The 21414-nt window shown below is 65.0% G+C and carries 15 protein-coding genes and 1 pseudogene; all 16 read right to left on the bottom strand.

Features of this window, described 5'->3' with window-relative positions; translation table 11 throughout:
* Positions 1-6: 6 nt before the first annotated feature.
* The 16 genes and pseudogenes from AB3X98_RS25480 to AB3X98_RS25405 all read right to left on the bottom strand — a co-directional run bounded on the left by AB3X98_RS25480 (position 7) and on the right by AB3X98_RS25405 (position 21403).
* Entirely contained in the window at positions 7-5238 is a 5232-nt protein-coding gene (locus AB3X98_RS25480; RefSeq protein WP_368602940.1) for an AAA family ATPase, read from the bottom strand.
* A 305-nt stretch (positions 5239-5543) separates the two neighbouring features.
* On the bottom strand, positions 5544-7013 hold the full coding sequence (locus AB3X98_RS25475; protein WP_368602941.1) for a winged helix-turn-helix domain-containing protein: 1470 nt from the start codon (positions 7011-7013) through the stop codon (positions 5544-5546).
* 107 nt (positions 7014-7120) lie between these two features.
* Positions 7121-7600: a substrate binding domain-containing protein gene (locus AB3X98_RS25470; protein WP_368602942.1), complete on the bottom strand. Its 480-nt coding sequence runs from the start codon at positions 7598-7600 to the stop codon at positions 7121-7123.
* Positions 7601-7632: 32 nt separating this feature from the next.
* Positions 7633-7959: pseudogene (locus tag AB3X98_RS25465) on the bottom strand (porin); the annotation flags it as partial.
* 69 nt (positions 7960-8028) lie between these two features.
* Entirely contained in the window at positions 8029-9144 is a 1116-nt protein-coding gene (locus AB3X98_RS25460) for an amidohydrolase family protein (protein ID WP_368602943.1), read from the bottom strand.
* 44 nt (positions 9145-9188) lie between these two features.
* Positions 9189-10829 carry a cation acetate symporter gene (locus tag AB3X98_RS25455; RefSeq protein WP_368602944.1) on the bottom strand — a complete coding sequence of 547 codons (1641 nt, stop codon included), beginning with the start codon at positions 10827-10829 and terminating at the stop codon, positions 9189-9191.
* Positions 10826-11188: a DUF485 domain-containing protein gene (locus AB3X98_RS25450; protein WP_368602945.1), complete on the bottom strand. Its 363-nt coding sequence runs from the start codon at positions 11186-11188 to the stop codon at positions 10826-10828. The genes AB3X98_RS25455 and AB3X98_RS25450 overlap by 4 nt, the downstream gene beginning before the upstream one ends.
* Before the next feature lie 80 nt (positions 11189-11268).
* Entirely contained in the window at positions 11269-12492 is a 1224-nt protein-coding gene (locus tag AB3X98_RS25445) for an FAD binding domain-containing protein (RefSeq protein WP_368602946.1), read from the bottom strand.
* 1 nt (position 12493) lies between these two features.
* Entirely contained in the window at positions 12494-12988 is a 495-nt protein-coding gene (locus tag AB3X98_RS25440; RefSeq protein ID WP_368602947.1) for a VOC family protein, read from the bottom strand.
* Positions 12989-13126: 138 nt separating this feature from the next.
* Positions 13127-14260, bottom strand: coding sequence for an NADH:flavin oxidoreductase/NADH oxidase (locus tag AB3X98_RS25435; protein WP_368602948.1), 1134 nt, complete (start codon positions 14258-14260; stop codon positions 13127-13129).
* 136 nt (positions 14261-14396) lie between these two features.
* Positions 14397-15413 (bottom strand): XdhC family protein, encoded by a 1017-nt coding sequence (locus AB3X98_RS25430; RefSeq protein ID WP_368602949.1) that lies wholly within the window; start codon positions 15411-15413, stop codon positions 14397-14399.
* 211 nt (positions 15414-15624) lie between these two features.
* Complete coding sequence (locus AB3X98_RS25425; protein ID WP_368602950.1) at positions 15625-16344, bottom strand: TetR/AcrR family transcriptional regulator; 720 nt, start codon at positions 16342-16344, stop codon at positions 15625-15627.
* 102 nt (positions 16345-16446) lie between these two features.
* Positions 16447-17367, bottom strand: coding sequence for a LysR family transcriptional regulator (locus AB3X98_RS25420; protein WP_368602951.1), 921 nt, complete (start codon positions 17365-17367; stop codon positions 16447-16449).
* Between the two features lie 6 nt (positions 17368-17373).
* On the bottom strand, positions 17374-19638 hold the full coding sequence (locus AB3X98_RS25415; RefSeq protein WP_368602952.1) for a molybdopterin cofactor-binding domain-containing protein: 2265 nt from the start codon (positions 19636-19638) through the stop codon (positions 17374-17376).
* Positions 19635-20120 (bottom strand): (2Fe-2S)-binding protein, encoded by a 486-nt coding sequence (locus AB3X98_RS25410; protein ID WP_254316579.1) that lies wholly within the window; start codon positions 20118-20120, stop codon positions 19635-19637. The genes AB3X98_RS25415 and AB3X98_RS25410 overlap by 4 nt, the downstream gene beginning before the upstream one ends.
* Positions 20117-21403 (bottom strand): c-type cytochrome, encoded by a 1287-nt coding sequence (locus AB3X98_RS25405; protein WP_368602953.1) that lies wholly within the window; start codon positions 21401-21403, stop codon positions 20117-20119. Before AB3X98_RS25405 ends, AB3X98_RS25410 begins: the two co-directional genes overlap by 4 nt.
* Between the last annotated feature and the right edge of the window lie 11 nt (positions 21404-21414).

Below are 21414 nucleotides of genomic sequence, written 5' to 3'. Positions count from 1 at the left end.
AGGAGGCTAACGCGCGTAACCGGGAAAGTCTTGAATGTTAATGCTGCGCGCGCGCCGGGGTGCGACATCGTGCCAGGCGATAGGCAGCGTCATGACAAACTCGGCGCCGTCCTCCACGTTAAAGGCATCGAGCGTCCCGTGATGGCTCTCGACGATGGAGCGGCAAATCGCCAGGCCCATCCCCATGCCCGACGCCTTCGTCGTATAGAGCGGATCGAATATCCGCTCGAGGACGTCTGCCGGAATTCCAGTGCCGCGATCACGCGCGGACATCACGACCTTTCCCTCACTCACTCTCGTGGAGATCGCAAGCGTGCGCGTTTCCAGCACCGTTTCGCTCATCGCCTCCACGGCGTTGGTAAACAGGTTGAGCACCACCTGCTGCAGCTGGACGCGATCCGCCTGAACGATCGCGTCGCCGGCTTCCAGTTGGGTGACGACGCGGATTTGCTGCGCTAGTGCTTCCGGTTGGAGCAGGTCCAGCACGTCGCGCACGACGTCGTCCATGCGTAGCGGCGCGAGAATCGCGGGCGCCTGCTTGGCGAGTGCGCGCAGCGCGCGAATGATTTCGACCGCACGCAAGCTCGTTCTCTTGATGTGGTCGAGGCCCGCCGCGACTTCCTCGAGATTGGGCGTGGCGCGCTGCAACCAGCGCAGGCTGGCGTCGACCGAAGTGGCGATTGCGGAGAGCGGTTGGTTCACCTCGTGGGCGATGGAGGCTGCGACGCTGCCCATGACCGTGAGATGCGAGGTGCGCGCGAGTTCGTCGCGCGCGTAGCGCAGGCTGACTTCCGCATTCAGGCGGTGCTCGCTTTCCTCGACGAGCCTTTCGTACAGGCGGGCGGTTTCGAGGGAAACCGCGACCTGCGGCGCGAGCACTTCAAGGCCGGCGACGCGGCTCGGGTCAAAGACGCCAGGCGCGAGATTGTTCTCCAGATAGACGACGCCAACCAGCGATCCGCCCCGCAACAGCGGCATGCAGAGCACCGAGCGTTGCGTGCGCCCGGCGCTAGTGCGCGCGCGCAGCAACGGCGATTCGACGCTTGCTTCCGCGAACACCAGCGTCTTTCGCGTGCGAACGACGCTATTGAGCACGGCGAGCGGCAAGGCTTCATCGTCGGGTGCCACGGATCTGAGCGTGACCGCCATGTGATTCGATTCGACGCGCGCCAACGCTTCGATTTTCGGCCCGTCGTCGTGCATGAGCAGCAAGAGGCCGTATTGCGCCCCGGCGTACACGGTGATGCCCGTCAGCAACCTCTCGACCAGGCGATCGGTCACGGCTTCGCCCGAGATTGCCTTCGCGGCTTCGACGCCGAGCTCGACAAAGGGCTGCTGCCGCACTTCGTTGCGCGGACTCGCTTCGTCGGTCGCCACGGACGCCAGTTGTGGGTGGCGTTCGTGAATACGCTCCTCGGGTAACGCCGCGCCCCAGCGGCCATAGCAGATTGCTGCCTGATGCAAATGATGGCGCGCGGAGCTCTCCAGCGCATGCGCCATGCAAAGCTCGCCCGCGAATTCGTGCGCGAGCGCCTGTTCGTGCGTGAATCCCGCTGCTTCGGCGGCTTGTGCGGACTTCTCGTAAGCGACGAGCGCGCCGAAGGCATCGCCCTGGAGCCGCGCGATTTCAGCGTCGATCAGGAGGAGCTTGTTGCGAAACGTCGCACCGTTTTGATTGGCCCAGCGCGCGAACTGCACGCGCTGCGTGCGAAGCTCGAAAAGCGCGCTGTCGTGCGAAGTGAATTGCCCGCGTGAAATTGCGAGCGCGCCATACCAGTGGCAGTCGGCCACGTTGATATGCGCGGGCACGGTCCAGGCAAGCGCCCGCGCATCGTCGAGGCGAGTGCGCGCGGCGCAATACGCTCCGGCGAATAGCTTCGCGAGGCCGTCATAAAAGTACAGGAAAAAGCGGGCGATCTGCGAAACCGCGGCGCCGGTGTGCTCGGGTCGATCCGTGCTGTCCTTCGCTCGCTGCAACTGGTGAACGAAATCGCGTTGTGCCAGCAGGACCGCTTCGATATCGCGGTACTGGATGATCGCTGTGAGTTCGAGTCCCCGTTCGACCTCTTCGTCGACGAGCGACAAATTCTCGCCCATGGCAATCAGGTCGGAAACAATGTGATTGCACGCGTAACAGGCCATGCCGATGTCGCCCGAGGCACGCCCCAGCACGCGCGCCTGCCGCGCGTGCTCGAGCGCGAAAGAGAGCGGGCGCGTCCATACGCTGACCTGATCGATGGCAACGAGCGTGGCCACGCGCTGCGCTTCGAAACCGTGCTGATCGACCAGCGTCAGCGCAGCCTGTCCATATGCGAGCCCTTCGTCAGCCGCTTCGTACATGCCTGCGAACAGGACGCCGAACCACGCGAGACCATACGGCGACTCGGGCGTCACGCCATGTTCGAGCGTGAGTTCGACCATCTTGGCGAGATGCAGGATGCCGAGCCCGTCAGTCACGAAGAACGAGGAAGTGAGCGTGGCGAGCAGGCCCATGACGATCTGAATGCGCCGGTCCTCGCAGGGTGGCAGATGGCGCACGCTCGCGATCGCGCGGCCCCGCAACGCGATCTGTACCGACTCGCACGCGGCGCGCATCTGTTCGGCTGTTGGCGAGCGGTGCAGATGTACGCCAAGCAGCGCAAGCCCGGCCAGCGCGGTGGACAAAGCGCCTTCGTAATCGGACTGGACGGTCTGCAGGACGGCCTTGAGGCGATGCACGCCGGCCCGGTCGAGAATCGCGAGCGGGTGGGCGAGCAACGCGTCGATGCGTTGTTGAGCATCCGTGAGTCTGGCCTGCGCCAGCAAACACTCGCAGTGCAGCAGTTGGGCGCCGTAAGTCAGGCCATAGTGGTTCGACCACCACTGTTCATCGACCATGCCGAGGGCCACGTTGGCATATTCCGTTGCCTGGTCCAGGGCCGCGGCGTTGCGTGCGCGCTTGCCCGCCAGGATCAATACACGAACATACGCAACCCGCGTTTCGGGGTCGAGCGCTTCTTTGGGTGCGCGCTCGATCTGACTGGCAATATCGAACGCAGACTCGGGGAGACTCGCACGCCAGTAGTCGATCATCACGGAGGCGATGCGCGCGTGATAATGCGGCTTCGTTTGCGCATCGATACGCGCGTAAGCGGATTCGAGCACGCGATCGTGCAAAAACGCGTAAGCCTCGGGTTGAGCCGCGAGCAGATTCGCATCGACGAATGGGCGCAGACGCTCATGAACGTCGCCCGGCGTGATGCCGCCAATTTGCGCGAGCAGTGCCACGTCGCATCGCATCCCGACGCAGGCGAGCCACTCGACCAGTTTCACGCTTTCCTGCGGAAATCGATCGAAGCGGCGAATCAGCAGGTCGATCACGTTGTCGGAGTAAAGGCGCTGCGCGATGCTCGCTTCGTCCCACGTCCAGGCCGCGGCTTTGACGCTGTAGCCCAGCACTTCGTCGTCGATCAGCATGCGCAGGAGCTGGCGCGAGAAGAATGGATTGCCGGCCGTTTTCGCGTGTACGGCGCGCGCCAGAGGCTCGACGCGCTCGGCCGGTTCGTTGAGCGTCGCGCCAATCAGACCGGCGAGGTCACGCACCGAAAGCGCTTGCAGACGCACTTGCGTCACGCGCATCGTCTTGCATGCGTCGAGTTCGCGCAGCCACTGGTGCGGGCCAGGCCGGTCGACGGAGGATTCGCGGTGCGCGCAAAGAAGCAGCACGTGCGGCGGCGGTTCCGAAGAGAACGCCCTCAGAAACGCGAGGCTCGCGGGGTCGGCCCATTGAACGTCGTCGAAGAAAATGACGAGCGGCGCGCCTGGCTGTGCGAGCGCTGCGAATGTGTGCAGCAGCGCGCGCACGAGACGCGCCTGGGCGAGCGGCGCGGCCACGTCGGCAAGCGGCGCGCCGGGGCCGATGACGTGTTCGACTTCTGGTACGAGTTCGGCGATCGCTCGCCCTTGCCCCTCGAGGCGTTGAGTCCAGCGTTCGCGAACGGACGCGAGCAGGTTGTCGGCCTCGCCGAGCAGCGCCAGCGTCAAGGCGCGCACGATCTGGACGACCGGCGCGTAAGGGATCGTGGTGCGAAGCTTGTCGGCCTTGCCGGACGCGAATCGAGAGCCGAGGCGCTGCACGTCGTTGAAAAGCGATTCGACGAGCGCTGACTTTCCGCAGCCGCCGCTGCCGGAGATCAGCACGACTTCGGTCTTGCCGGTCGCGGCCACGCGCGCAAGCGCATCGTCGAGCAAGGCTTTCTCGGTTGCCCGGCCAAACAACCGGCCAGGCAGGCTGAGGAGATGAGACGATGCGCCGGCATCCACGGCCACGCGGGCTTCGCCGCCAGGCGCGCAAAGCGAGTTGCGGATGCGTTGCAAGTCCGCATAGGCGGCAGCGGCCGTGACATAGCGTTCGCGCGGGTCTTTCGCGAGCAGCCTGAGCAGGACTTCGGCGAGCGGTTCGGGCACGTCCGCGCGGCGTCGGCGCGGATGGAGAGGTTCGATTGCGAGGCGCGCGTGATACCAACCCGCCGCGCTTCGCGCGTCGATGGGCAATTCGCCGGTCAGCAGGGCGTAGAGCGCCACGCCCAGCGCATAGAGGTCTGCGCTTTTGCGATCGGCAGGGGCGTCATTGAGCGCGACTTCCGGAGCCAGATACGGCTGCGCGCTCAGGCGTTCGCGATACGCCTCAGGCGGCGCGGGATCGAATCCGGTCAGGCGGATTGCGCAGGCTTCGGCGTCGGTTTCGAGGTCGGCCTGGGCATTGGCGAGCACGATGCTGGAGAGTTTCAGATCCCCGTGGCAAAGGCCCGCTGAATGCGCTTCGCCTAGCGCGCGCGCTGCGCCCGCGGCCACGGCGAGAAACGCTTCGAGGCCGAGTTGCCGAGTGTCCAGAGAGGAGGCGAGCGTGCTGCTCGCGCCTGCCTCGTACACGATGACGAAGCGTTCGCCACCCCAGACGGACTCCACCGGCGGCAGGCCCCAAGGGAGGCTAATTCGTGCGCTGACGGCAAGTTCGCGCTTCAGGCGCTCACAGCCGATCGCCGACGTGTTCAGCGCATGGCGCGCGAGCCAATACCTGCCGTCACCGGGCTCGCGCAGCAGGCAGGTCGTGACGCCGTCGGCATGGTCGAGTTCGCGCTTCTCGCAGCGCTCGAACCAGGCGATGTCGAAGGGCACGCCAGGGAAAGCGGCGTCCACGGCCGCGCCATTCTCAATCTGTGCGGCAACCGGGTGGGAGGGCTTGGCATGCGTGGTCATTGAATGGGCAGCTTGTTAGCTTCGCGTTCGCGGGCCGCGGATGCGCCGTCGCAAGAACCTCGTGGAGAAGTATTCAAGGAATACTGCAATAGCGTATTCCTCGCGCGTAAGCCGCAGTATGGAGGACAGGTTTCGGCATATCCAGCGATTGCCGCCTGCGTTCATAACACTTAAGGATTTTTAGCGAATGCAGGCGTTGTCGTAATGATTGAGCAAGGCGGCTCGATCATTAGCGTAGTGTTGGGGAAAATCGCCGGCGTGCTGAAATGTGGGGCAGATTAATTCAGAACCCTCTGAACCCGCCGTTAATGCGAGTACAGCTTGCTGTTCGAGTCGCGCAGTGACCGAATGTTCGCGCAATCCGGTGCAAGGGCGCTCGAAAGCGGGCTTTGCGGCGCAAGGGGAACGCGCTTCCCGGACTCGGCCAGCCGCTCGGCAGCGTAGGCGCGCACGATGGGAAAGAGCGAGTAGAGCCGGTTCGCCCCTTCGGAGTGCAAAGTCAGCAGCGATTTTGCGGCGAGCCCGTGTACGCATTCCAAAGCCGTGTCGCGCTGAATGCCGTCGACAGCGGCGACTTTGCAGGCGCTGGCCAGGTCGAATGGCGCCTCGAAAGCGGCCAGACGATGCAGCACCGTGCGTTCGGCTGCGCCAAGCTGGAGATAGCTCCATTCGATCGAAGCGCGCAGGGTGCGCTGGCGAGGATGCGCGGTTCGCGACCTGCCGGCGAGACCCAAAGCAGAACCCTGTAGCTCATGCGCGAGCGCCTGTGCGCCCAGCAAAGCGGCGCGCGCAACCGCGAGTTCGAGCGCGAGCGGCAGGCCGCTCAGGCGCCGGCAAACATCGGCGATTGCCGCGAGTGTTTGCGGGTTTTGCGGAAATTCGGTTCCCGTGGCTCTCGCGCGATCGAAGAACATCGTTACGGCACCGCTGGCGAGAATGGCCGCTTCGTCCGCACCTTCATGGGGCAGTGAAAGCGGCGGTACCGTGTGAAGATATTCGCCCTTTGCGCGCAGCGGCTCGCGGCTGGTCGCGAGCAGCACCGCGTTGCGGTTCGCGGCGAGAATGCACTCGCATAGTGCGGCGACGCTCCCCACTTCACGCTCGCAATTGTCCAGCACGAGCACGATGCGCCGATCGCCAATTTCGCTCGCGATTTCCGCAATCCCGGCGCTGCCGTCGCGAAGTTCCTGCAACAGCATAGGCAGTCGTTCCGCATAACAGGAACAGCGATCGATATGGTCGGCGAAATCGACGTGGCAAAAAGCGGCGCGATTGTCCTCGGCCCACGCTTTCGCCACGGTGAGGGCAAGCCGCGTTTTACCCACGCCGCCGGGCCCGGTGACCGTGATGAGCGATTCGTGCTGAAGCCGTTCGTACAGTCGGCGCGCCTGATCTTCACGGCCGGCGAGCGCCCATGCGCGCTGGCGGTTGTCGCTATCCTGCTTCAGCACGGCCGCACCCTCAACGGTGCTCGACGCGCTTGATGGCTGCGACGAAGGGCGCACGAGCCGATAGCCTCGCCCCAAGACAGTGCGAATCCATCCTTCGCCAAGCAGCTTGCGCAGCGCCGAAATATGCACCTGAATATTATTCTCGACAACGAAGGTGGTGGGCCAGACGAGCCGCAAGATCTCGTCTTTGGTCACGATGGCGCCTTCGGCACGAATGAGCAATTCGAGAATGTCGAACGCCCGTGCGCCCAGCGCCAACGGCTGTCCATCGAGATATACCTGACGCCCCCCGAGGGAGACCGAAACTCGACCGAAAACGTACATGTTCTGCCTCCCTTCTTTAATGTTGAATGGCGCGTCGACAAAATGAACGGCGCAATGGAGTGCTCAAGTGTAAACGCGCTTCATTGCAATTTGTAGCGTGTTTCCTTCTAAATGGATAATCTCTCGACAAATCGAATGAATGCGCGAACTTTGCGCGAAAGGCGCCGGTTGGGAAGGTAGGTCGCGTAGACGAATGCCTCGCCCGAGTCGGCCGTGATCTCGCTGTCCTCGAACAGCCTCACGAGGCGACCGGCCGCGACGTCGGGCGCGACGAGCCATTTCGGCAGCAAGGCCACGCCCTGGCCGCCAACCGCGGCGCCCGCGATCATGTCGAGGTTATTGGTCACGAGTTGGCCGGTCACGATAACGGGCACGATCGCGTCGCCCGAGCGAAAATTCCAGCGTTGCCGCCGGCCCGGCTTATAGGCGAATTGCAGGCATTCCGCGCGTGCCAGGTCAGTGGGCGTTGCGGGGTGTCCATAGCGCTGCAGCCATGCCGGGCTCGCCACGAGAAAGCGCTCGCTTTTGCCGGGCGTCTTGACGATGAGACGGTCGTCGAGGTCGGGCACGCCCACACGCAGGGCCACATCTGGATGCGGATATTGTTGAACGTGTTGTCGCTGTCGCCACCGCTGCCCAGCCAGTTCCACGCCGTGTTCGGCCCGAGGTAATCGACCACGGCGTCATATTGACGGCCGGCCGTGAGCGTGCCCCATCTCTGGCTGGAAAGGCCCACATAGGTCTGGCGTCCGAACAGGCGGCCAATTTGGCTTGCGCCGCCGGTGTAGGGATTGAAGCCGTTTTTCAGCACGAATACGGCGCTATTGCCGCCGCCCAGGTCCTCCGTGCCGCGCAGGCCCCAGCGGGGGCTTTGATTCTGCCCGCTCAGCGCTTGCCAGGTGTGATGGCCGGATTGATTGGGCGACCACGCAGTGCCCACGGAAATGAGACCGTACAGATACGCGAGCGCCCGCGCTGTGGCGGGACGCTCGCGTATTGAGGCGGGAGGGCGCGGCTAGATGCGCAGCAGTCGGGCGGCGTTGCCGCCCACGATCATGTTGCGTTCGGCGTTGTCGAGTGGAACGCGGTCGAGAAAACGCACGGGCTGTTCGTATCCCATATCGAAGCAGTAGTCGCTGCCAAGCACGAGTCGATCCACGCCGACGTTCTTGATGAGAAACTCGAGTACGGGCCCGGAATGCGAAACCGAGTCGTAGCTGAAGCGGCGCGCGTAGCTGCTGGGCTGCTGGGCGAGCTTGCGCGTTTCGGGCCGCACGTTCCACCCGGCATCGATGCGCCCCAGCAGAATCGGCAAAGCCCCGCCCGCATGTGGGAGCGTGATTTCCAGCGTGGGATAGCGGTCCATCACGCCGCCGAGAATCAGATGCGACGCGGCAATGGCGGTGTCGAAAGGATTGCCGAGCAGATTGCTCAGGTAGTAGTCGGCCAGGCGGCTCCCGCCGACGGTTTGTTGGGGATGCAGAAAGACCGGCAACCCCATCTGCGCGATGCGGGCGAAAATCGGATCGAAGCGGGGATCGTCGAGATCGCGATTGTCGATGTTCGTGCCCATATACACGCCGCGCACGCCCGGCAACGCCGCTGCGCGATCGAGTTCGTCGAGCGCGTCGTGCGCGTCCAGCATCGGCAGCGTGGCCAGCACGACGAATCGTGTGGGGTGTGCGCGATAGACGTCCGACGCGGCCGCGTTCCACGTTTTCGCCAATCGCGCATTGAACGCGCGGTCGCCCCAGTACGCCATGGGGACGCTCAGGGAGAGCGCCTGAACGTCTACGCCACCGGCGTCCATGTCCCGCAGGCGTTGGTCGACGTCGATGAACTTCATCGGCAACGGACCCAGGCCGCCGGCCGGTGTCTTGAAGGTGAACGAGTGCCCGTCGCATACGAAACTGCCGCCGTATTTCGAGCCTTCCTTACCCACGAGGTCGCAGTACGATTCGGGGTAATAGTGCGCATGAACATCGATCGAACGCTGGGTGATGGGCGCCGCCACGGCTTGCGCCGCCTGCGCGGGTTTGGCGCTCACGCCGAGTGCGGCTCCCCCGGCAACCGCGCCCAGTGCGCCGAGCAAACGGCGGCGAGCCGGGGAAATACAGCACGTGCAATCCATACGCTGTCTCCTTCTGTTTTTATGTTGAGAGTGTCTTGAGAGGCTTACGCACCATGCGTGGCGCCCATTTCACATCTGACGGTTTGCGAATCGAACAGCATGCGCTCGCGTTGCGCGCGCGCTGAACGGTCGGTGACCGAAAAAAGCCACGTGCCCGCGAAAGCGCAGATCATCGAGAAGAGCGCGGGATATTCGTACGGATAAGCCGCGTGAGCGTGGCCGAGCACCTGCACCCACACCGTTGGGCTGAGCACGGTCAGCGCCACGGCTACGGCGAGTCCAATCGTGCCGCCCGCCACGGCGCCGCGCGTGGTCATGCCACGCCAGTAAATCGACAACAGCAGCACCGGGAAATTCGAGCTTGCGGCAATCGAAAACGTCAGGCTGACGATGAACGCGATATTCTGCTTTTCGAAAGCGAGCCCGAGCACAATGGCAAGTACGCCCAGAACGAGGGTGGTGATGCGCGAGACGCGCATTTCGTCGCGCTCGGAAGCCTTGCCACGGCGCAGCACGTTCGCGTAGAGGTCATGCGAGATCGCGGAGGACCCCGCGAGCGTGAGACCCGCCACGACGGCAAGAATGGTCGAGAACGCAACGGCGCAGATAAAGCCCAGAAAGACGTCGCCGCCCACCGCGTGCGCGAGATGAATCGCGACCATATTGACGCCGCCGATCACCGCGCCCGAAGGCGTGTGATAGCTTGGATCCGTCGCCACGAGCGCAATCGTGCCAAAGCCGATCACGATGATGAGGGCGTAGCCAATGCCGACGATGCCCGTAGCGTAAAGAATGCTCGTGCGCGCAGCCTTGACGTCGCGGACCGTGAAAAAGCGCATCAGGATATGCGGCAAACCCGCGGTGCCGAATATGAGCGCGAGGCCCAGCGACACGGCCGAAACCGGATCGGAGACCAGGCCGCCCGGCCGCATGATCGCGTCATGCGCCGGATGCACGGCAACCGCCTGGGCAAAAAGCGCATTGAGGCTGAAGCCAAAGCGCGCGAGCACCATGAACGCCATGAACGCCGCGCCCGCGACCAACAGCACCGCCTTGATGATCTGGATCCACGTGGTGGCGAGCATGCCGCCGAAGAACACATAAACGACCATCAGCACGCCCACCGTCACCACGGCCACGCTGTAGTGCAGGCCGAACAGCAGTTCGATCAGCTTGCCCGCGCCCACCATCTGCGAGACGAGATAAAGCAGCACGATGACGATGGAACTGGACGCCGCGAACGCACGGATCGGGCGCTGCGCGAGGCGCCATGACACGACGTCCGCGAGCGTGTATTTGCCGAGGTTGCGCAGCGGCTCCGCGATCAGGAACAGAATAATCGGCCAGCTTGCGAGAAAGCCGATCGAGTAGATCAAGCCGTCGTAGCCGCTCGTAAACACCAGCGCGGAGATCCCGAGCAGCGAAGCGGCCGACATGTAGTCGCCCGCAATGGCCCAGCCGTTCTGGAGCGCGGTGATCTTGCCGCCCGCCGCATAATGGTCGGATACACTGTTGTTCCTGCGCGCCGCCCATTTGGTGATGAAGAGTGTGGAGGCGACGAAAACAAGGAACATGCCGATGGCCAGCGTATTGTGGCCTTGTGCGATGGACGGGGCCGGCGCCGCTTGCGCCGCGGCGGGCACGACCGACAGCGTATAACACGCGAGGAGTGCCAGGCGTTTCATGACTTCTCCCCTTTGGCGCAGGCTTCGACCATCGCGTCGTGTACGCCGTTGGCACGTGCGACATAGATGGCCACGAGCGCGAACGTGAACACGAACATGCCAAAGCCGACCGGGAGCCCCCAGGTCATCGGCTCGCCCTGCGTAATGGGCATGCCGAGCCATTTCGCGTTGAAGGCGAGCGACAGGATGAACGCGAAATAAGCGCTGAGCATGAAGGCGGTGAGCCCCCATGAGAAGGCGCGGCGCTTTTTCACGAGCGCGGCGAAGCGGGGATTGCCGACCAGTGTTTGCGGGGGATCGGCGGGCAGCGCCGCCTCTTCGGGCCCGTATGCGCCGTGAGAGGAAAGAGTGTGTTCCACGTTGTCTCCGTATATGTCGTGTTTGGCTCGCGCGGCGTCGCGTTGGTCGTGCATCGCCGTTGTGCGCCGTGCGTGTGTCGTCAAGCCGCCCAGGGAACGGCCGTCTCGCGCATCACCGCCTCGGGCGTGCGGTAACGTTCGGCCATCTCGCGCTCGGACTCATCCTTGAGCTGCGCCTGCATGTACGCGCCCAGGTGGCGCGCATGCTGAACGATGGCGGCCCCGAATTCCGTGCGAACGGCGCTATAGGCTTCCAGCGCAGCGCGCACGTCGGCGCCTTCGCGCAACGCCTTGACGAGTTCCATCGCATCGCCCGCGGCCTTGGTCACGCCCATTCCGCAGTGCGGGCGCGCCACGAACGCGGCGTCGCCGAGCAGGGCGATGCGGCCAAAGGCCATGCGCGGCACTTCGAGATCGAAGATGGGCTGAAAGAGCGGCTGCGCGGCTTTCGTCACGATCTCGGCGAACTGCGGCGCGAGCAGCGCATGCGCGGCGTCTTCCATGTCGGCCAGCACGTCGTCGCGAATCAGCGTGGGCGGGATGCCGCCTTCCCAGCGCTTGCCCGACGCGTCGGTGAGCATGTCGCGAAGCGCTATCTGCTCGTCGGTCGCGCGGTACCAGACGAAGTTGTAGCGCCGCTCGCCGGGCCGGGTGCTGTTGGCGTGGCCGGCCACGGGGTAGCCGAGAATCTGTTCGCGCGGGGGCAGGCAGAACGCGAACTTGTCGAAGAGCGCCGCGTGCGTGGGCGCGGAAATGGCCGCTTCATCGACCAGACCGCGCCATGCGACATAGCCCGCGTACTGCAAGGCCACGCGCGGCAAAAACTGCTCGCGAATTGCCGAGCGCAGGCCGTCCGCCGCGATCACGAGGTCTGCCGTGTGCGTCGTGCCGTCTGCCAGCGTGACGGTGGCGCGCTCGGCGTCCTCGTCCACGCGCACGACCGACACGCCGGGGTAATAGTGAGCGTCGTGGATCGAGCCGCGCAGCACGCTATACATTTTTCCCCATGCAGTGAGCACCTGAGGCATTTCGCAGGCGGAAATCAATTCGCCATCCTGATCGAATGTGGCGCGCTTGTCGACGCTCACGCCGATCGTGTCGTCAAAGCGGATGTCCGCCGCACTCAGCGCCGCGAACAGCTCCGGGTGCGTGACGATGCCCGCGCCGCGTCCCGAAAGCGCTTCCGGCACGCGTTCGAAAATCTTTACCACCCAGCCGTCACGTGCGAGCAGGTTGGCGGCGAACAAGCCGCCAAGCGAGCCACCCACCACGATCGCGGTGCCCTTCGTAGTTTTGCCGTTCATCTCAGTTCCCTGCCTTTGCCAGATCGCTTGTTTCGTTCAATGCTGCCAACGCTTTCGCCTCGCCTTGTTCGACTTCAGCGGCGGGGAAGTTCAGTTCGATGGTGACGCCCGAGGGGTCTTCCACGAAGATCTGATGCAGGCCGAGGCTCGGCACCGTGCGGTCGCGCCATTCGAGCCCTTCGGCGCGCAGCGTTTCCCACATTGCCTGCACGCCGGTTGCAAGAAATGCGATGTGATCGACGGTTCCTGTGCCGCTTTCCACCGGGGCCTTGTCGCCCAGGTACGCGGCCAGTCCCTCGGGGTTGTCCGCGTCCACGCCGATGATGTGGACGATGCCGTAGTCGGCTTCGTCGCCGCCCCGGTATAGCCACGCGCCGGGAAAGTCGAAGGGCGGGCGGTAGCCGCGCCTGAAGCCGAGCACACGTTCGTAGAACCGGCACGAACGTTCGAGATCGGTCGCGCGGATCGAGTAGTGGGCGAGCCGGGAAATTGGCATGAGACGCTCCTCGTAATTTATCGATCGATAACTGATCGGTTGATAAATTGTAGGGAAGAACCCGCCCGATTACCAAGCGCAAACGCACGGGTGTTTACCCTGGAGCGGGCATGCGCTCCAGGGGGCATATCGCTCGAATCAGGCGAGGCTCAGAGCATCGTGAGGGCGCAGCAGGGCGGCTCCGCGCCAGTGCGGTGCGCCCGCGCGTTCGTACTGCGGCGGGTATTGAATCGCGTCGAGCGCATCGAGGCGTTCGGCGGCGTGCCAGACCCAGCGCGGGTCGTCCAGAAACGCGCGGCCAATGGCGACGATATCGGCCTGGCCTTCGGCGATGATGGCTTCGGCCTGATGCGGATCGACGATCATGCCGACGGTTCGCGTGACGATGCCGCTGGCGGCCTTCACGTGCTCGGCGAGCGGCACCTGATAGCCCGGCGTAACCTTGATCGAGGCGTGCGTCACGCCGCCCGACGTCACGCACACGTAGCTCACGCCGCGCGCCTTCAGGGCCGTGGCCAGCGTCGCCGCTTCTTCCACCGTGATCCCTCCGGGCAGCCAGTCCGTGCCGGTGATGCGAAAGCCGAGCGCCACGTGGTCGGGCAGCGCGGCGGCCACGGCATCGGCAACCTCCAGCGCGAAGCGCATGCGGTTTTCGAGGCTGCCGCCGTATTCGTCGTCGCGCTGGTTCGCGAGCGACGAGAGGAACTGGTGCAGGAGGTAGCCGTGTGCGGCGTGGATCTCGACGATGTCGAAGCCGAGGCGCACGGCACGCCGAGCCGATTCGACGAAGTGTTCACGAACCCGGGCGATGTCGCTCGTTGTCATGGCGCGCGGCGTGTGCCAGTCCGCGGCGAAAGGAATGGCGGAAGGGGCTTCGGTCGTCCACGGCTGCTCGTTCTCGCCGAGCGCGCCGCGGCCTTCCCACGGCCGTTGCGCCGACGCCTTGCGTCCCGCATGGCCAACCTGGATGCCCCATCGCGCGCCTTGCGGCGCGACCGCGCGTGCCGATGCCATGACTCGGGCAAGCGCCGCTTCCGTTGCGTCGTCATAGAGTCCGAGGCAGCCGTGTGTGATGCGCGCGCGCGGCTCGATGGCGGTCGCCTCCAGCATGATAAGTCCCGCGTCTGAAATCCCGAACTGCATGAGATTCATGAGGTGCCAGTCGTTTGCTTCGCCGTTCGTGGCGCTGTACTGGCACATGGGTGAAACGGCAACGCGGTTGGACAGGCGGACCGGGCCGACATCGACGGGGGAGAAAAGCGTGCTGGACATGGCGATCCCTTTGCGTAGTGTGTGACGGTGTGGGATTCGCGCTCTCGCGAATCCCGTAACGAAACCTTACGCGGCGAGCGCCACGCTGAGAATCACGGCAAAGTGGAAAACGACGTTGCGTGCAGCGCAATATGGGCTAGATACCGCAACTGCTCGCGCTTTGATTCGCCGCCTCTGCCTTGCCGTAGCGCACCCGCATGTGCGCGGGCACGAGCACGCCGTTTTTCGCGGCGATCAGCTCCGCGAGTATCGATATGGCGATCTCGGGCGGCGTGCGGCTGCCGATATGCAGGCCGGCGGGGCCACTCATCCGGGCGATCTGCTCGTCGTCGAGATCGAACTCGCGCAGGCGGATGCGCCGGGCGTCGTTGTTGCGCCGCGAGCCCAGCGCGCCGATATAGAACGCGGGCGTCCTGAGCGCCTCCATCAGCGCGAGATCGTCGAGCTTGGGATCGTGTGTGAGCGCAACGACCGCGCTACGCTCATCGAGCCGCATGGCGGTCACCACGTCGTCGGGCATGTCGCGCACGAGCTTCGCTTCGGGCACGTCCCACGTGTCGGCGTATTCGTCGCGCGGGTCGCATACGGTCACGTGGTAGTCGAGTCCCACGGCCATCCGCGCGAAGTACTGCGAGAGCTGGCCGCCGCCGATGACGAGCAGGCGGTAGCGCGGGCCGAGCACCGTGTGCAGGCGCTCGCCGTCAAAACGCAGCCCATCCGTCGCGAATGCGGGGCCCATGCGTACGGCCCCCGTGGCGAGATCGAGCGTGCGGGTCACGAGCCGCCCGGCCTGCAGGGCATCGAGTAGCTGCGGCAACTGGCTCGCAACGCCCAGGGTTTCGAGCACGAGTTCGAGGGTACCGCCGCATGGCAGACCGAAACGGTGGGCTTCGTCGGCGGTGATGCCGTAGCGCACCACGCGCGGCGCTCCCGCCGCGATTCCCGAGGCGCGCACCTGCGCAATCAGGTCGTCTTCGATACAGCCGCCCGACACGGAACCGGCCGCGAGCCCGTCGTCGCGGATCGCCAGCATCGAGCCCGGCGCCCGCGGCGACGAGCCCCACGTCTTGACGACCGTGACTAGCAAAACCCTGCGATGCTCGCCGAGCCACCGGGCCGCCGTTTTCACTACCTCCATGTTCACGCTGTCCATACGATCCTGCCGGATGATGAGGGCGCGATTCGCACGGGGCGCGCGCGAGATCGCGGGTTGTTTGCGAAGTGGAACGTGTAGCTTAAGGAGGGCGCGGCGACGCGGAATCTACGGGCAATGCAATCCCGCGTTTCGGATCGCGCAACAACATGCGAAGTAAGTGCGTCAACGCGGGCGTCACTCGCGTGAAGCGCGATGACGAACGCCAGCGTCAGGACGCCGTTTTCGCCTGTTTCGCGCGGGGCGATTTTGCCGCGGGCGCGGGCCGCAGATGCTTGAGCGCTGCCGGAACGCCGTTGAGGAAGGCATCGATCTGCAAGGCAATCTGGGCTTCGAGGTCGTCGGGAACCGGCAGCCCGTAAATCCATTTGCGCACGCCGATATAGAAAATGCTGGCGTGCAGGCTCCAGATCAGTTCGAGATCGGCCGCGCGTTGCTGCGCACTGTTCGCGGGCTCGACGCCGTAAGCCTCGCGAATCTCGTTCATCACCGGAACGAACACGCGCTCGCGCAGGCGCGCGAGGTATTTCGAGTTGATGCCTTCCTTGGTCAGCCCCGCGAAGATGAAAATACGGATCCACTCGCGGCGCAGGATGATGCGGGAATAGCCGTGATAAAACGTGACCATGCGCTCCTGAATGGGAATCGAGCGGTCGAGAATCAGCTTTTCCCACGACGAGTCCCATTGGTAGACCTCGTCGTACACGCGGTCGATGAGCGCTTCCTTGCTTGGGAAATAGCGGTAGAGCAGGGGTTGCGTGACCCCGAGCTGACGCGCCAGTTCGCGCGTGCTGCCCGAAAAGCCGTGCGTGGCGAAGTGGTCGACAGCCTTGAGCAGGATCTGCCGCTCGCGCACTTCGGGCGCGAGGCGGCGCGCCGTGGCCGGTTGCGCTTGCGGCGTCGCGGCTTCCTCCGTTTTCTTTCGCGGCATGCTGGATCACCACTGGTTGCGTCGTGGGGATCATACAAAGATTGTCCGCCGATGGCTAGCAGGCGCCATGCCTCGCCCTCCGGTACCCATGTGAGCGCGCGCTCATGAAAGACGCTGCCCCTGCAACGCCGGAATGCCCGCGTAGAGCGCCGAGAGCCATTCGATGAACATCTTCAGCTTCGGTGGCATGTGGCGATTGGGCGGATACACCACGGAAACCGGCCGTGGCGGCGTGTTGAACTCGGCCAGCACTTCCTGCAACCGGCCGGCGCGAATGGCGGGCTCCACGAGGTAGAGCGACGTTTTGACGAGGCCGAGACCGGCGAGCGCGCACTCGACCTGCGCGTCGGCGTCGCTCACTGCTATCGCTCCGCGCATGGGCACCGTGCGCCACGCGCCGTCCACCACATACTCCCAGGGGCGCGGGCGCCCCGTGTCCGCCGATACGTAGGCGACGGCGCTATGATGAGTCAGGTCGTCCACGTTCTCGGGCGTGCCGTGCCGCTCCAGGTAGGCGGGCGTCGCGCAGGTGCAGGTGGACATGCTGCCTATGCGTCTTGCCACCATGGCGGAGTCCGGTAATTCGCCCACGCGCACGACGCAATCCACGCCTTCGCCCACGAGGTCCACCTGTCGGTCGGTGACCGCCAGGTCGATCGAGATGTCGGCAAAGCGGTCGACGAATTCGGGCAGAGCGGGAATCACGACGCGTTTGGCCATGGCCGTCGGCATATTGACCCGCAGCTTGCCTCTGGGCGCAACACGCGCGCGTGACAGCGAGGCCTCCATGTCATCGATCTCGCCCAGTACCGCAACGCAGCGCTGATAGTAGGTGCTCCCGTCTTCCGTGGGCGACACACGGCGCGTGGTGCGGTTGAGCAGCTTGCAGCGCAAGTGCTGCTCCAGTTGCCGCAGGAGCGCGGAAACGCGCGGCGTAGTGAGCCCCGTGAGTTCGGCAGCGCGGGTGAAGCTGCCGGTTTCGACGATGCGTGCGAACACGCGCATCGACAGTAGCGTATCCATGGTCGTTCACACCTCGATGAGCTCGCGCAGCGAGTCGCCGGCCAGCGGCATGTCCCGAACGCGCTTGCCGCTCGCGTCGAACAGCGCGTTGCCGAGCGCGCCGGCGGTCGGTCCCATGGCCGCTTCGGCCGCGCCGAGAAAGGGGGCGCCGGGGCGGTCGATCAAGTGCACGTTGATCTGTTTCGGTACCGACGAGTAGCGCAGGATGGGGTACGTGCCCCAGTCGAAGCTGCGAATGCGCTGTGTGTCGAATTGCAGGGACTCGTGCAGTGTCCAGCTCGCAGACTGGATGATGCCGCCCTCGATCTGGTTGCGGATGCCATCGGGATTGACGATCTGCCCGCAATCGACCGCCGCTTCCGCGTGTTCGAGCGTCACCTCGCCCGTCTCCGGCTCGATCGAGATTTCAACGGCAACGGCCACGTACCCCATGAGGTTCTTGTACTTGGCGAATCCGAAGCCCACGCCATGATTGCGGGCGCGCGGCGCGCGCGGCCAGCCGAATTGTTTCGCGGCGAGCTTGATGACATCCTTCGCGCGCTCGTCGTCGAGATGCCGCAAGCGGAACTCGACGGGATCGAGGCCGGCCATATGGGCGAGGTCGTCCATCGTGCTTTCGATGGAGAACACGTTCATGTGCGCACCGAGCGATCGCATGGCCGAGGTCTGCAGCGGCATGGTCGGCGAGAAGTTGTTCATCACGTAGAGGTTCGGCAACACGTAAAGCGGAATGCCGTTGCGGTCGCCGCCGCCTTCGGGTTGCAGCATCGGGGTGGACGGCGCGGAGACGAATGGCTTTTCCAGCATGCGCGCGGGCAGCAGACGCCCCGCGTTGACGATGCGCTCGTTGTGCGAGCTGCTCCACAGCGCGTAGTTCCAGTCGACAATGCGGCCGTTCGCGTCGATCGCGGCTTTCACCTCCGTCACCATGGCGGGTGTGTAGTGGTCCCAGGTATGTTCCTGTTCGCGCATCCATTGCACGCGAACCGGATGGCCCGGCATGGCCGCGGCGATCAGCGCTGCATGGGCGGCGACGTCGTCGGCGCCGTTGTGGCCATAGCAGCCCGAGCCTTCCACGTGTACGCAGCGCACCTGCATCTTGGGCAGCGAGAGCATTTCGGCGAGCGCCTCTCGCAGTGGATACACCCCTTGCGAATGCGTCCAGACGGTCATCTGCGTGCCGTCGAACAGGGCGACCGAGCACGACGGACCGATCGAGCCGTGCATCATGTAGCGCTTCGTGAACTGTGCGCTGAGCGTCTTGACGGCGGGCGCCATGGGCGCGTGGTGATCCGCGATCTTGATCGGCTCCGTCGAGATGACTTTCAGGTCGCGATGCACCGTGTGCGGATCGGGCAGCGCGCGGCCATTCGTCCAGGTGCTGCCCGCGGCGAGCGCGCGTTGCGCCTTGACCGCTTGCCATTCGCCTTTCGCCACGACGGCCAGCATGCTGCCGTTGCGCACGATCTTGACCACGCCCGGCATTTTCATGACCGTGGCTTCGTCATACGCCATGAGGCGTGCGTCGTAGACCGGCGGCATCACCACGCGCGCGTGCAGCATGCCCGGCAACGCCATGTCCTGAACGTAGCTCATGCCGCCGGTGACTTTCGAGGGGATATCCACGCGCGGCAGCGAGGTTCCGATTACGCGGAACGTTTTCGGGTCCTTGAGCGGCGAGGCGGGCGTGGCGCTGCGATGGAGATTGACGAGCCCGACGGCCTCGCCATAGCTCATCATTCGGCCGTCGCGCGCGCGGATCACGGCGTTGTTCGCGACGAGCGTCGCGCTGTCCACGTTGAAGTGCTTCGCGGCGGCTTCCACAAGATGTCCGCGCACCTGGGCGGCGGCGTTGAGCAAGGCCGTCCCGCTATCCGCGATGGTGTGGCTGCCCGCGGTCAGGCCTTCGTCGGGCGACGCGCCGGTGTCGGCGGTCAGGAAGGTGATGAGCGCGGGCGCCATGTTCAGTTCTTCCGACGCGACCTGGAGCAGCGCCGTGCGCACGCCCGTGCCGAGTTCGACCTTGCCCGTGAATACGGTGACGTTGCCTTCGGGCGTGATCTTGATCCACGCGTCGAGCATCGGGTTGGTCTTGAGACTGCCCGCGAGCGCCTGGGTCTCCTTCGAGACATGCACCGCCGCGCCTTCGTCGGCGATCACCTCCTGGGCGAACACCTTTGCGCCCGGCACCATGCTGAAGGCAACGAACAGTGCGCCCGAAATCATGAAGTGGCGGCGGCCTTCGTCGACGAAATCGTCCTGGTGGCTCATCGTTGCGCCTTCGTTTCGGTGTGGGGTTGAGCGATGCCTGCAACTTCGCGCACGGCTGCGAGAATGCGCATGTGCGTGCCGCAGCGGCAGAGATTCGGCTCCATGTGATCGCGCAGTTCCTGCTCGCCTGGGTGCGGGTTCTTGTCGAGCAGCGCCTGGGCGCGCATGATCATGCCCGCGATGCAATAGCCGCATTGCGCCGCCTGGTGCTTGATGAAGGCGTTCTGCAAGGCTCCGGGATGCGCGGCGCTGCCCAGTCCTTCGAGTGTGCGTACGGGGCGCGCGCCAATCGCGCTCACCGGCACGAGGCAGGAGAACGTGGCCTCGCCGTCGACGATCACCGTGCACGCGCCGCATTGACCCAGGCCGCAGCCGAACTTCGCGCCGTGCAGTTCGAGATCGTTTCGCAGTGCATACAACAGCGGCGTGGACGGATCGATATCGAGCGTGTGCGGGACGCCGTTGACATTCAGGGTAATCATCGCGCACTGTCCTCCTTTCTGAGCTTGGCGACGAGCGGGGTGGCGTCGGGCCACGCGGGTTTCGCGGACCACGTTGCGCGCACGTAAGCGAGGAGATCGGCAACCTGCCGGTCGTCATAAACGCCGCTGAATGCGGGCATGTAGTTCATCGCGTCCTCGCCGTGCCAGTTGATGCCGTTCAGGATCATCTGGATCGCGTTGCGCGGCGTGTCGGCGTTGACGGCCGTGCTGAAGGCGAGCGTGGGGCGTTCGCCGATCGTCTGCATGGGCGAGCCGTTGCCGTGGCACTGCGCGCAGGATGCGGCGAACAGCACCGCACCGCGTTGCTCGGCCGGTGTAGCCTCATGCGAGGTGCTCGTCGCGACCGTTGGCGACGGATACGGCGGCTCGCCCTTTTGCAGCGACAGAATGTACGTGGCGATCGCCTCGACGTCCGACCGCGGCACGGTTGCGAGGTCGCGCGTGACGGGCAGCATCGGGCCCGCGGCCGCGCCATGCTCGGAGGCGCGGCCGGTGCGCAGGTACGTGACGAGCTGCTCGCGCGTCCACGGCCTCGATGCGCCGTAGAGCGCGTTGAGGGGAGGCGCTTCCCAGCCGTCGACAATGCCGCCGTCGAACGCCTGCCCCGACTTTTCTCCGCCAATGGCGTTGAGCGGCGAGTGACACGACGCGCAGTGGCCGAGCCCGTCCACCAGCAGCTTGCCGCGGTTCCATTGCGTGCCTTGCGCCGGGTCCGGCTGGAGCGGGCCGGGGCGCAGGAACAGCACATTCCAGAAGGCCACGAGCGGGCGGAAGTTCAGCGGAAAGATGAGTGCGTTCGCGGGCACGGTGGCCTGCACCGGCTCGCGGCTCATCAGATAGGCGTAGGCCGCCGAAACATCATGGTCGGTCATGTGCGTGAAGTGCACGTACGGAAAGGCGGGATAAAGCTGGTGCCCGTCGCGCGCGATGCCGTGGCGCAGGGCGCGGGCGAACGCAGCCTCCGACCAGTTGCCGATGCCCGTTTGCGAGTCGGGCGTGATGTTCGTCGCGTAGATCGTGCCGAACGGCGTGGCGAGCGGCAGGCCGCCCGCGAACGGCTTGCCGTTCTTCGCGGTGTGGCACACCACGCAGTCGCCCAGGGCGACAACGCGCGCACCTTCCTGCTTGAGCTGGGCGTCGAAGCTGTCGGGGGCTGGGGGCGTGATGGGCGCGATGGCAGGCTCGTACATGATGGCGCCCGCCACCGCCAGCCCCACGACCGCGAGCGCGCCAACGGCCAGCACAATGTGTTTGCGATTCATGCAATCTCCTC

Origin of the sequence: Paraburkholderia sp. BR14312, from assembly GCF_040948675.1 — a bacterium.
Classification (GTDB): Bacteria; Pseudomonadota; Gammaproteobacteria; order Burkholderiales; family Burkholderiaceae; genus Paraburkholderia; species Paraburkholderia nodosa_A.
Note: the sequence above shows the minus strand (reverse complement) of the source record. Positions and strands in the feature narration are given on the sequence as shown.